The following is an 11,958-nucleotide window of genomic DNA, read 5'->3' as shown; positions in this document are numbered from 1 at the left end:
GGCGGAACAAAGAGCCTTTGCCACATACATGGCACTGGTATTATGTGTATTTTGCTTTAGTACCCCAGCCTTTGCCGCAGACGATCCTCTGGCTATCGTTAACAATCTGTCCGATTTTGTATTTTCCCTCATTCGCGCAGTAGGTATTATTCTGCTGGGCTGGGGCGTGGTACAGGTCGGCTTATCTTTCCAAAGCCACGACCCCAGCCAGAGAAGCCAGGGCTTCTTGACGCTGGCTGGCGGGCTTGTGATCACTTTTGCGCGGGAGATCCTCGCGCTGATCGGCGTTGCGTAAACACAGGTACATGACGGCAGCGGGGGAGGTGAAAACACATAGGCGAAAACTCATGGATCATAGATAACCTTAATTCGGCGCTCAATACATGGAACGAAAAACTGGCAGAAATTTGGCAGCTTCTCACACAGGGCCTTGCCGACTTCAAGGGCGGCGGCATTTGGAATGTCATGCTGAATGTCCACAATGCAATGACAGCCATTGGCCTTGGCCTGCTGGTGCTGTTTTTTGCAGCAGGCGTCGTCAAGACCTGTGGCAGCTTCGTGGAAGCCCGGAGGCCGGAGCATGCGCTGAAGCTGTTCATACGATTTGTGCTGGCAAAAGGCGCTGTGCAGTACGGCCTTGAACTTATGTTGGCGGTCTTCGACATCGTGCAGGGCATTGTATCGCGCGCCATGGGTGCTGCGGGTACAGGTGGATTGGCGCCCACGACATTGCCCCAGGAGATAATGGACAAGATCAACGCAGTGGGGTTCTGGAGCAGTATCCCTCTGTGGGCTGTCACGCTGCTGGGCGGGTTGTTTATTACGGTTTTGTCCTTCGTGATGATCATGACGGTATATGGCCGGCTGTTCAGGCTATATTTCTATGCTGCGCTGGCTCCCGTTCCTTTGGCCACATTCGCGGGAGAACCAACAAGCAATGTGGGACGCAGTTTTGTGAAAAGCTATGCGGGTGTCTGCTTGGAGGGGGCGGTGATCGCTTTGGCCTGTATCATCTTCTCAGCGATGGCTTCCGCACCGCCTGCAGTAGACAACAGTGTATCTGCGGTTACGGCGGTTTGGAGCTATGTGGCGGAACTTATTTTTAACCTGCTCATACTGGTGGGCGCTGTCAAGGCCAGCGACCGTGTTGTGCGGGAGATGATGGGATTGTAGTAACGGTGTGTTTACATCTGTATATCAAATGTTTAACAGGAGGGAAGCCTATCGAAATCAAAATTCCAAAAGAGATCCGCGAGTACCAGGAGTCTATCTTTTTCGGGCTCAATACGCGGCAGTTTGTATGTTCACTTCTGGCCCTCGGCGCTGCCGTGGGCCTGTATTTTTTGCTGCGGGATACGGCGGGTACGGAAATAGCAGGTTGGGCCTGTATGCTGGGTGCGGCCCCGTTCGCGGCCTGCGGCTTTGTGAGCTATCACGGCATGACGGCCGAGCAGCTGCTGTGGGCCGTGATCAAATCGGAGCTGCTCACACCGCACAGGCTCGTGTTCCGGGCGGAAAATCTCTACTACACGGTAATGCGCGCCAAAATCGAAGCAGGAGCACGCAGGCCGAAACGTGAAGCGGAGGTGTGCCGTTGATCAAAACACTGGAACGAAGTATTAAACAGGAAAAAGAAAATTTCCGCATTCCTCATTCTGTGCAGGACGTTATTCCCATCAGGCGTATCTGGCCGGACGGCATCTTCCGGACAGGCAATGCCTACAGCCGTTCCTACCGTCTCACAGACATCAATTACGCCATCGCCAGCAAGGCGGATAAGACGTCAATGTTGTTAGACTATTCAGAACTGCTCAATGCGCTGGATTCCGGGGCATGCGCTAAGATCACCATCAACAACCGGCGTGTGGACCGCAGGCAGTTTGAACAGGAATTGCTGATCCGGCCGCAGGCAGATAAGCTGAATGGTTATCGGCAGGAGTACAATGATATGCTGCGATCCCACGCGGCCAGCAGCAACAATGTGGTGCAGGAGAGGTATCTCACGATCAGCGCCCACAAACGCAGCGTTGATGAGGCGCGAGCGTACTTCCAGCGCATGGGCGGCGAAGTCACAGCACGTCTCGGGCAGTTATCCTCGCAGGCTGAGGAACTGGACGCCTCTGCCCGGCTGCAGATCCTGCGCGATTTTTTCAAGGCAGGCCAGCCCGCTGTTGTGCCATTCAATATGGAGCAGAGAGCAAAGCGCGGCCATGATTTCAAGGACTGGTTCTGCCCGGACAGTCTGGAGTTTTACGCCGACTTTTTCAAGTCGGACGTCCGATGGGGCCGGGTGCTGTATCTACAGAATTACGCCAGCTTCATCAAGGATGATTTTATCATGGAGCTGTGCGGGCTGGACCGCAGCATGATGGTGTCCATCGACATCCTGCCGGTACCCACGGACGAAGCGGTGAGGGAATTGCAGAACAAGCTGTTGGGTGTGGAAACGAATGTGGCCGGCTGGCAGCGGCGGCAGAACAATGCCAACAACTACACGGCGAATGTTCCCTACGATATGCAGCTCCAGCGGAAAGAAACCACAGAGTTTCTGAACGATTTGACCGAGCGCGACCAGCGCATGATGTACGGCCTTGTGACGGTGGTGCATCTGGCGGAAAGCAAAGAACAGCTGGACGCGGATACGGAAAGCCTTCTGGCCGTGGGGCGCAAACACCTGTGCCAGCTCTCCACCCTACGCTGGCAGCAAAGGGACGGCCTCGACACGGTACTGCCCTACGGCGTGCGGCGTATTCATGCCTTGCGTACACTGACAACGGAAAGCGTGGCTGTGCTGATGCCGTTCAAGGCGCAGGAGCTCAACCACACGAACGGCATATACTATGGGCAAAACGCGGTGTCAGGCAACATGATCCGCATCGACCGGGCGCAGCTGCTCAACGGCCATTCATTCCGGCTGGGCGTGTCGGGAAGCGGAAAATCCATGAGCGCAAAAGAGGAATTGGTGGAGATCGCCCTGCGCACAAAAGATGATATCTTGATCCTGGACCCGGAGAGTGAGTTCGGCCGGCTGGTCAAGGCGCTGGGCGGCGAGGTGCTGCCCATTTCCCCGCACAGCAGCATCCACCTCAATGCGCTGGATATCGACAGGGCCTATGGTGAGGGAAAGAACCCGCTGGTGGACAAGGTGAAGCTCATCCTGTCTATTTTTGAGCCGCTGACGGAAAACGGCCTTACGGCAAAGCAGAGGTCTATTCTGGACCGCTGTGCAAGGCTGGTGTACCGGGAATATATACGCGGCGGGTATCGAGGCGCGCCGCCCACGCTGGTGGACCTGCGCCGGATATTGCTGGAGCAGCCCGAGGCAGAAGCACACGATCTCGCATTGGCATCGGAGCTGTACACCACCGGTAGCCTGAACATCTTTGCCCATCAGACCAATGTAGACACCGGCGCACGTATTCTGTGCTACGATATCCGGGAGCTGGACGAGCAGCTGCGGCCCGTGGGCATGGTGGTGACGCTGGACGCCATCTTCAACCGTGTGATCCGCAACTGGCGGCAGGGCAAGCGCACATGGATACTGGCCGATGAGTTCTATATTTTGTTCCGTTACTCTTTCAGTGCGGAGTTTTTCTACCGCCTGTTCAAGCGGATGCGCAAATACAATGCGTTCATCACGGCGATATCGCAGAACGTGGACGAGATCCTGCGCTCGGACACCGCCCGCCTCATGCTGGCCAACAGCGAGCTGTTGGTGATGCTCAACCAGGCGGCCACCGACCGTGAAGAATTGGCAAAGTTGCTGAACATTTCAGAAAACCAGCTGTCGTACATTACAAACGTGCCCGCGGGCCATGGCCTCATCCGCTGCGGCGGGGCGATCATCCCATTCGAGAACAGCTTTCCGAAAAATACGAAGCTGTATCAGCTGATGACGACGAAGCCTAATGAAAAGTTCTTATAAATGGAAAGAGTGATTGTAATTAGCTGTCTATAAACCATTTTTACAGAAAAGACTTGCGATAATAATTGCACGGATATCTCCTTTCAACGACAATAGACACACCACCTTGAAAGGAGAGTGTGTCTATGATTACAAACAATTTCAACAAAGAACTTCGGGGTATTTCAGATGCATTACGTGATCTGGGGTACACTGACAGCACCATCGGGATGCGTCAACGCTATTGGAAAGAGTATTGCGTCTATCACGGAAGTCTCGACATTGATGAATCGTCAATGGATAAGTTTCTGCTGGTAAACTACGGTATTCAGAAAGAGAACATCAATATTTCAAAACGACAGTACGAGGTAAGGGCTGCGCTCCGCAATTTGCTGGAATACCGTCGCTATGGAAAAATTAAGAGTTATCATACACCGTGGTTCAAACAGGAAATTTTATCGAAAGACATTTGCGTAAGAACGGCTGAATTTCGGCCGTTCTTCGCGTTTCTTTCCATTATTCAAAACTTTTCATTAGGGCGCTTATGCAAAGCTTTACATAAGCGCCCATCCGAGATCTCGGATGGGCGCGTTAATTCGAGAAAACCCGTTATTTGAGGAAATGCCGAGAAGCCCTGGCAATGGGGCTTCTCGGCTAATCTTCTCGAATAACAATCGCATGTGCTTACTGCAAAAATTCCGGCAATGAACTTTGGATATTGGGCAGTATCTCTTGTTTTGTTTCTTCTTTTGGGAACCACTTTTCATTCCACTCCTTCATATATTTGTCAACGGTCTGCTGAGTAATCTCCACATATATCTGCGTTGACTGAATCGAAACATGGCCAAGAATATTTTTCACGATGGCAAGCGGGACACCGGCTTCGACCAGATGGGATGCTGTCGTGTGACGCATAACATGCGGAGTGTAGCGACCGGCACAGAATTTGTCAGGGTGTGCATCCTTAGCCATCTTCTCGTATTTGGCGAAAATCTCCTCAATGCAGGATACGGAAATCTGCTCGTTTCTCTGACTAGAGAACACATGGCGGTTAAGGTGAGCGCCAATTTTTCTGTAAGCAATATATTTGTCCAATAGTGCGGTGGCATCGGCTGTTATCTTGACACGCCGCAGCTTGTTACCCTTGCCCAAGAGGGTCAGGATTGCAGTACCATTTTTGTCATACGCAATGTCCCCTATGGTGAGGTCGCAAATTTCCTGTGCTCTTGCGCCACTGGCATACATGACAACCAGAAGGACGAGATCCCGCCACCCAATCTTGCTGGAAGTATCCGGCATAGAAAAGAATATCTCCAGTTCTTGGCGAGTAAAGGCACATCGCTGCTTTCCTTTTACGCGCTTGAAGGATTTCTTGTAGATTTTTTCCAGACTGCTTCTGAAGACATATCCAGCCTCTAAATTTCGATTCTGCGCATATTCGGCAAATGATGACAGGGCACCAAGCCGTATCTTTGCTGTTGTTCTGCTGTTTTTTCGGTCAACTACCAGCCAATCAAAAAAACTGGTGAGCAAATCAAAATCCAGCATTTCGAAGGTGATGTGAGCGGTATCCATCTCTGCGATATCGTCCAGGTAGTGGAATAGAAGTCTGAATGCGCACTTGTAGGATTTAATGGTGTTCGGGCTGGCGGCCATGGAAATCGGGAGATAATCCGTGAAGAACCTCCCAAGCAAAGAAAGGAATTCAAGCTCTGCTTTACTCATCTTCATACGGCACCTCCACTGAGGGAATCAATCCAGCGCTAAAAGTCTCGAATGCTTCTAATGAATCTGGCATCTGTGCGCCGGAAAACCTCATGTACTTGTCCGTATCGAGCAAGCACTCATGGCCCAAATAGGTCGGCAAAAGCAGGTCATTCATCTCAACTGGATGCCCTGCCGCCTCCAGTTGCTGCATCGATTTCAAAACAAAAACGTGCCGGAAACAATGCAGGCATGCTCCTCGCTCGTATGCTTGCTTCTCCCTTTGGTCGATGTCTGCAAGCTTCAATATTTCGGAAAACCAATGCTGTACCTGCCGTTTTGTGAGATGAGAACCCGTTTTTTTGCCGGGAAAGAGGTATGCTTCAGAGGACAGCATGATTCCAAGCGCCAGACAGTAACGCTCTATTATGCGTATCAAAGTATCATGGACAGGAATCCGCCGTTCTTTTGAGTTTTTTGTTTCGCGGAGAAAAATTGTCCGAGCTTTGAAGTCAATGTCTTTTCTTCGCAAGGCCATTGTTTCGCCCAGCCTGGTTCCGCATCCGTACAAGATTCGCAGGACCATCGGAATCATTGCCAATAAATGAGTACAGCACGCTTTATGCGACTTTGGCTCCAGATTGTCAGCGTAATGGATGAGCAGCAGCAATTCCTCATCTGAATAAATGTAGGGAATGTAGTCAGATTTCATTTTTGGAGCGTCCGGCAGGAAAGAATGGCCTCCTACTCCATTGAGATACCTTACAAAGTTCCTAACAGTGAGTACCTTCTCAGACACGGTCTTGCTTTTCCCGCTGAGTGTCCGTATCCATGTAGAAAGAATTTCCTCGGATAGATCTTTTTGGGGGTAATCGTGTTCGACTAAATGGCGGTCAAGCTTGGTCAGTGTGGCGGTGTCATGCGCAAATGTTTGCAGGCTGACGCTGCTCTTTCGCAGTTCCAGAAAAGTAGCCATTTCTTTTGCAAAAGCACTGTTAAACATGGAGCTGCGCCCCCTTTCCAGACAGAATACCCGCGAAGGCTCCTGTTGGTTCCGGCACGGGAAGTGGACAAAGCCTCATGCTTTCTATGTCAATCCTAGCATAGTGCTTGAGCGCGCGCTTTGTGCCGTGCCCCAAAACTCTGCGTACAACTTCCGTTGAAATACCGTCGTTTATCATGTTACTGGCGACAGATGACCTGAGCGCACGGCTACCATGCATTCTTCCCGCCACATTGATTTTTGCATGCTCGAATTGAGTATGCATCATTGTATTAATGACTCTGTTATCGACCGGCGTATAGGGCGGGGCAAGTGTAATGAAAATATTTGAACAGGCCACGGTATTAGGGCGGACACAATTAATATAGCGGTGTAATGCGTTCTTTATTTCGGGAAATAGTTCTCCTTCCCAAGGGTCATCCGTCTTCTGTTGCATGAAGTGCAGGCGATTGTTTTCAAAGTTAATATTGTCAAAGGTCAGCGAAGAAACATCACAAGCACGGATTCCGTAGCGTGACATGAGCAGCGTGATTGCATAATTTCTGATTCCTGCCGAAGAAAACAAATCAAAGGATTCCTCGATGATGCGGATTTCTTCCGGCGAGTATACTGTGGGCTGGGGCATGGGGCGACGGCGGTGTTGAATGAGCCCAGAATAGTTCTGCTTTAGATAATTGCTGTCAGCAAGAAAACGAAAAAACTGTCTTACCCTCTCCCAATAACATATATGTCCCACTGCCAAGACTGCGGCTTGTACTTGCTCGACTGTCGCATCAGTAATTTCTGTGCAGCCCAGATTGGAAAGATTTTTTAAGAAATTGCCGCAAACTAGATAGTTCATGTGGACTGTGGTTTTTCTATTGCCTTTTTCAGTGCAATAAGTGAGATACGCTGTAAGGGATTTCGCAAGTCCATCGGGCAGAGCGAATTTCTTGGACATATCTGGCAATAGTGCGTCTCTTCCATCAAGTCCTTGCATCAGTCGGTTAAGCTTACCCACGATGTTTTTGGCGCGAGAGATACGAGAAGAGCATATGCGCAGGTCATTGACACAATGGGCAACAAACTGCTCTCCAATTTCAGATGAGTACTCTTCAAGACAATTAGTTTCCATAAAATTTGACATCGAACAAAGGATAAAACGCATGTCTCTCATGGTGCTTTCGCTATATCGCTCTGCCGCAAGCAGTCCATATAGCCTTGTGGACAAAGTCCCAAACGAATTTGCATCGGTCTTCATACTAATACCTCCTGTATTTTTTGTGCAACGCACAATTCAAGTATACAGGTGGTGCGATTGTTATTCGAGAAGATTAGCCGAGAAGCCCCATTGCCAGGGCTTCTCGGCATTTCCTCAAATAACGGGTTTTCTCGAATTAACGAAGCCTGATGAAAAGTTTTGAACAACGGAAAAGGTTGAGGCCGCAGAGTTTTAGTTGTTTTTTGGAAAAATTTCCCTTTCCGTAGTAGGCCGATAAAATGAAGGATCCATCTTGATTTTTCGCTGGAATAGGGGTACTATATATAGCGGTCAGGAGGAGGACGGTATATGGAAAACAACAACATCGGCAATGCGGAGCGCGCCGGGAAAGGCGTGAAGTTTGAGCGGATCCGCCGCATCACAGGCTATCTTGTGGGGATGGTGGACCGCTGGAATGACGCGAAGAAGACTGAATTGAACGACCGCGTAAAGCACGCATAACAGAGATATGACCTTGTATATATGTATAGGCAGCGCCCGTGGGGAGAGATCCTCACGGGCGCTGTTTTTCTTTTTGGAGGGATTCTGCTGAAGGATATTAAAACAAAAGAACATCATGCCGGGGCAGAACTGCCCAAAACGCTTCGCCATGCTCCGAAAGAACTGGCCAAGAAAGGCTTGCTGGCAGCCAAAGAGAAGGAAAAAGAGCAGCTGCTGCAGGCGGCGCAGAACGGAATGGGCGGTGCGGATCGGGCTGCTTCGGAAGAAAGTACTGGAGATCAGCTGTTGAGAAAAACAGGAGAGAGGGGCCGGGAGGTCGCCTCCAGTGGCGGGAACATGCTTTGCCGCGCGCCTGGCCGCAAGGCTGCAGCCCGGCGCGCACACCGGCTGGGGGACCAGCAGGAGCATGCTTTCAGCGGCCATGGCGGCCCGCCGGCGCGTCAGCTCAAGGAGAAAAGCCCAGGCAGGCCGCGCACACAACAGGGCGCGGCGCACGGCCCCAGGGTAGGCAAGCCCACAGTAAAGGCCGAACGTCAGCCGGTAAAGACGCCGCGGGAAATCCACACGGCCATCCAGCAAACCGCACGCGCGGCGAAACAGGCGGCACAGCGGGCAAAGCAGGCTGCAAGAGTTGCGCAGAAAACAGCGAGGACGGCAGGCCGGGCGCTGGCCAATACTGCCAAAGCCTGTAGTGCGGCGGCCAAAAATATTGTAGCTGCGCTGGCGGCGGGCGGCGGAATTGCGCTGTGCATCGTTCTGCTCATCTGTTTGATTGCTCTGGTGGCAGGTTCGGCGTTCGGCATTTTCTTTTCGGCCGAGCCGACCGGAAAAGGGATGACGCTGAAGCAAGCAGTGCAGACGCTGAATGAGGAATACTACCGGCAACTCAAAGGGATTGAAGCGACAATCCCGCACGACCGGGTGGAATATATATCCACGGACGATTCGGTGTCCATCCATTGGGAGGATGTGCTGGCGGTGTTTGCCGCAGACATGGCGGCGGATGAACAAGGTCAACAGGTGGTGGCGCTGGATGCCGCCCAAGTAAAGCGGCTGCGGGCTGTTCTGGCGGATATGCACAGAGTAAGTCACAGCACGCGCATGGTGGAGCATGAGGAGAAAATCGCAACCACAGACGAGGACGGCAACGAGGTGGCCGAGTGGGTGACTGTGTCGGAAATAATACTTGAGATCGAAGTAACACACAAAACCACTGCGGAGATGGCGGCGGTATATGGCTTCACTCCGCGCCAGAGCGAGCAGCTTGCCTTGCTGGAAGCCCCACAATACGACGCGCTCTGGAGGGAAGTGCTGGGCGGCTATGTCAGCGGCGGCGGGCAGATCATCACGCCGGACAGCGATTGGGTGGGTACCGGCATATTTGCGTGGCCTTTACCGCAGAGCTTTATGATCACCTCAAACTTTGGGTATCGGCAGGACCCGTTCACTGGGGAATGGAGCTACCACAGCGGAACAGACATCGCAGTCCCGCAGGGCACGCCCATCATTGCGGCGGCAGACGGCACAGTGACCATCGCCAACGGTACCGATCCGTGGGGCGGTAGCTATGGATACCATGTGAAGATCGACCACGGCGGCGGAATGGAGACCCTGTACGCCCACTGCTCCGCCATCACCGTTACAGCGGGCCAGCGGGTGCAACAGGGTGAAGTCATCGGTTATGTGGGCAGTACAGGGAACAGTACAGGAAATCATCTGCATTTTGAGGTGTGGATGAATGGGCAGAGGACAGATGCATTGAACTATTTTAAATAGGGCCTCTAGAGAAATTTTTTGTGCAAAAAAGTACGACGGCTGCTTTACTAAAAAGGCAGCCGTCGTTTTTCTCTATTTCTGTCAACAATGATAGAAATGGTTGTACACGTATTTTTAACAATAATAATTCTTCGTTGGCATAGATGGGAGTAATATTGTTAAATTTTGAAAACTACAGATTCTCCATCAGATGGACTTGATTTTTTGATGCAGAACGACAATGACAATAAATCGACAGTGAGCGAAGCAGAATGTTTTTTGTGTGACCATGTGATGGAAAGCTGATGGGGTGCTTGACTGACCGCTGTGATTTTGCTTTCCCACGTAAAGGCTGGGAAAGTGTTGCGAAACTGTAGTAATGCAAGTTGCTGGCGAACGACATCTTGCTGAAGCATGGCGATAGCACGCTCGAAAGAAAGGTTGGTTCGGTTAATCTCCTTATGTCCGCTGCTGCCGGCCCGCTGTACGGCTTCCATATCGTTTTTTCCTGCAAACAGATCGAGATACCACACTTGAGGCTTGCCGGGCATAAACAACTGGATCGCCCGCGCCAACAGCAGCTTTTTATCCGATTCGCCCAATGCGCTGTAATAGGTACAGTTTACTTGATAATAGATGTTTTTGGCCCCGTGAAGATCTTTGACAAGACCCCCACGCTGCTGAAGAAGGCCGATCATTTCTTGAATCCGAGCCTCGGGCAAAAGACCCTTCAAATCCAATAAGGGGATACCGTCATGACAGCCCAGCATATTCACGACGCGAAGGCCCTTTGATTGAATGTCTTCGATCCAGCGCAACAGGTACGCAAAACTTTGGTGCTCGAAAGCATCAAGAAGCAGCCCGGGCAGGAAAAAATCGTAGGTCATACAGCCGGAGGCACACAATGCTTCATGCGTTTTATCTTCATAACTGGAATGAATTTCCGGCAGAAGGTCAAGACAATATTTTTCAGCAATAGAGCGAACACGCTGCAGTATCTGCCACGTTTCCGGCTCGTTCAAAAAATTATATGCACCAGGTTTTTTGGAAGCGTAGGCAAAGGCGTCCAAGCGGATGAGCTGCGCGCCATAATCAGCCAGCCTGTGCAGCGTGTCCTCGTAGAACTCCCACACTAAGGGGGAATCAATATTGAGGTCCATCTGGCCGAGATAACGCCTGTGGGCTTCGAGATAGTCCACAACAGACGCCCGATGTTCGGCCAGCGCGCCAAAGTCGATTTCACTGGGCTTTTCGCCGCGCTGCAGTGCGGCATTGACCAACGACGCGATACGCTCTGCTGCCAGGTACTGGATATGGAGAGCGCGAACCAGTTCCAGCGCATCAATTTCAGGATACTGGACCTCTTGATAAAACGTGTTCCAATAGGGGACTTCTTTGCCGTCCGGCATACGGACCATCAGGATAGGCAGGCCCGGCTTGCGGAAGAACATGTGCTCGATCAGCTTGGGGTCTGGCTGGATGTATCCGTCCGGGGTCATGGTTCCGTGTCCCGCCCAAAAATGATTCCAATTGATAAAAAAGTCTTTGTACCGGGAGTGTTCGCCGTTTTTTAGAAGATCTTGAAATTGCGGTGACAGCACAGAAGCGTGGTTCAGGATCAAGTCAAATTTCAGAGCGATGCCCAAATCGTGCAGTACATTTAAATCTTCCTGACGAGCATAACAGCTGTTCAGTTCATAGTCGATAACTGAAAAACCGCGGTCCAAATCCGTGTTGAAAATGCTGGGTAAAATATAGAATGCCTGAAAGGCTTGCGCAAATTCCGGCCGCTGCAAAAGCGCAGTGATGTCGCTTAAAGTACCGCCAATACTGTCCGGGTAAGCATTTAACATAGGCCCGGCGGAAATCATCAGTTCATTTTTCATAGTT

The 11,958-nt window shown here is 51.3% G+C and carries 10 protein-coding genes and 1 pseudogene; 7 read left to right on the top strand and 4 right to left on the bottom strand.

Going from position 1 to position 11,958, the window contains the following annotated elements; translation table 11 throughout:
• The first annotated feature begins 28 nt into the window (after window positions 1-28).
• The 5 genes from TQ39_RS15320 (at window position 29) to TQ39_RS15300 (ending at window position 4,521) form a co-directional block, all read left to right on the top strand.
• Entirely contained in the window at window positions 29-295 is a 267-nt protein-coding gene (locus TQ39_RS15320; protein WP_242853519.1) for a glutamyl-tRNA amidotransferase, read from the top strand.
• Between the two features lie 38 nt (window positions 296-333).
• Window positions 334-1,173 (top strand): VirB6/TrbL-like conjugal transfer protein, CD1112 family, encoded by an 840-nt coding sequence (locus TQ39_RS15315; protein WP_050006184.1) that lies wholly within the window; start codon window positions 334-336, stop codon window positions 1,171-1,173.
• Window positions 1,174-1,223: 50 nt separating this feature from the next.
• On the top strand, window positions 1,224-1,598 hold the full coding sequence (locus TQ39_RS15310) for a PrgI family protein (RefSeq protein WP_050006206.1): 375 nt from the start codon (window positions 1,224-1,226) through the stop codon (window positions 1,596-1,598).
• Window positions 1,595-3,925 (top strand): VirB4-like conjugal transfer ATPase, CD1110 family, encoded by a 2,331-nt coding sequence (locus TQ39_RS15305; RefSeq protein ID WP_420865193.1) that lies wholly within the window; start codon window positions 1,595-1,597, stop codon window positions 3,923-3,925. The genes TQ39_RS15310 and TQ39_RS15305 overlap by 4 nt, the downstream gene beginning before the upstream one ends.
• A 125-nt stretch (window positions 3,926-4,050) precedes the next feature.
• A complete protein-coding gene (locus TQ39_RS15300; RefSeq protein ID WP_050006182.1) occupies window positions 4,051-4,521 on the top strand; it encodes a hypothetical protein in 471 nt (156 codons plus the stop codon).
• A gap of 67 nt (window positions 4,522-4,588) precedes the next feature.
• Here the strand turns inward: TQ39_RS15300 and TQ39_RS15295 are convergent, their stop codons facing one another.
• From TQ39_RS15295 to TQ39_RS15285, 3 genes are read right to left on the bottom strand one after another with little or no spacing between them, the layout of a single operon-like run.
• On the bottom strand, window positions 4,589-5,635 hold the full coding sequence (locus tag TQ39_RS15295; RefSeq protein ID WP_050006181.1) for a tyrosine-type recombinase/integrase: 1,047 nt from the start codon (window positions 5,633-5,635) through the stop codon (window positions 4,589-4,591).
• Window positions 5,622-6,611 (bottom strand): tyrosine-type recombinase/integrase, encoded by a 990-nt coding sequence (locus tag TQ39_RS15290; protein ID WP_050006180.1) that lies wholly within the window; start codon window positions 6,609-6,611, stop codon window positions 5,622-5,624. Before TQ39_RS15290 ends, TQ39_RS15295 begins: the two co-directional genes overlap by 14 nt.
• Entirely contained in the window at window positions 6,604-7,851 is a 1,248-nt protein-coding gene (locus TQ39_RS15285) for a tyrosine-type recombinase/integrase (protein WP_050006179.1), read from the bottom strand. Before TQ39_RS15285 ends, TQ39_RS15290 begins: the two co-directional genes overlap by 8 nt.
• A gap of 357 nt (window positions 7,852-8,208) precedes the next feature.
• On the opposite strand from TQ39_RS15285, the pseudogene nrdD reads away from it, so the two are divergent.
• Together nrdD and TQ39_RS21855 are read left to right on the top strand one after the other, a co-directional pair.
• Window positions 8,209-8,313 (top strand): annotated as a pseudogene (nrdD, locus tag TQ39_RS20970) (anaerobic ribonucleoside-triphosphate reductase); the annotation flags it as partial.
• Between the two features lie 21 nt (window positions 8,314-8,334).
• A complete protein-coding gene (locus tag TQ39_RS21855) occupies window positions 8,335-10,089 on the top strand; it encodes a M23 family metallopeptidase (RefSeq protein WP_276325260.1) in 1,755 nt (584 codons plus the stop codon).
• Window positions 10,090-10,247: 158 nt separating this feature from the next.
• Here the strand turns inward: TQ39_RS21855 and TQ39_RS15275 are convergent, their stop codons facing one another.
• Window positions 10,248-11,954 carry an alpha-amylase family protein gene (locus TQ39_RS15275; protein WP_050006178.1) on the bottom strand — a complete coding sequence of 569 codons (1,707 nt, stop codon included), beginning with the start codon at window positions 11,952-11,954 and terminating at the stop codon, window positions 10,248-10,250.
• Window positions 11,955-11,958: the final 4 nt, after the last annotated feature.

The organism is Ruthenibacterium lactatiformans (assembly GCF_000949455.1).
GTDB classification, from domain to species: domain Bacteria; phylum Bacillota; class Clostridia; order Oscillospirales; family Ruminococcaceae; genus Ruthenibacterium; species Ruthenibacterium lactatiformans.
This window is presented reverse-complemented; position numbering and strand designations above follow the sequence as displayed.

Bases quoted from the DNA above. Each gene is read 5' to 3' on its own strand.
- TQ39_RS15285 (WP_050006179.1), bottom strand. From the start codon at position 7,851: ATGAAGACCGATGCAAATTCGTTTGGGACTTTGTCCACAAGGCTATAT.
- TQ39_RS15295 (WP_050006181.1), bottom strand. From the start codon at position 5,635: ATGAAGATGAGTAAAGCAGAGCTTGAATTCCTTTCTTTGCTTGGGAGG.
- TQ39_RS15300 (WP_050006182.1), top strand. From the start codon at position 4,051: ATGATTACAAACAATTTCAACAAAGAACTTCGGGGTATTTCAGATGCA.
- TQ39_RS21855 (WP_276325260.1), top strand. From the start codon at position 8,335: ATGTATAGGCAGCGCCCGTGGGGAGAGATCCTCACGGGCGCTGTTTTT.
- TQ39_RS15290 (WP_050006180.1), bottom strand. From the start codon at position 6,611: ATGTTTAACAGTGCTTTTGCAAAAGAAATGGCTACTTTTCTGGAACTG.
- TQ39_RS15320 (WP_242853519.1), top strand. From the start codon at position 29: ATGGCACTGGTATTATGTGTATTTTGCTTTAGTACCCCAGCCTTTGCC.
- TQ39_RS15275 (WP_050006178.1), bottom strand. From the start codon at position 11,954: ATGAAAAATGAACTGATGATTTCCGCCGGGCCTATGTTAAATGCTTAC.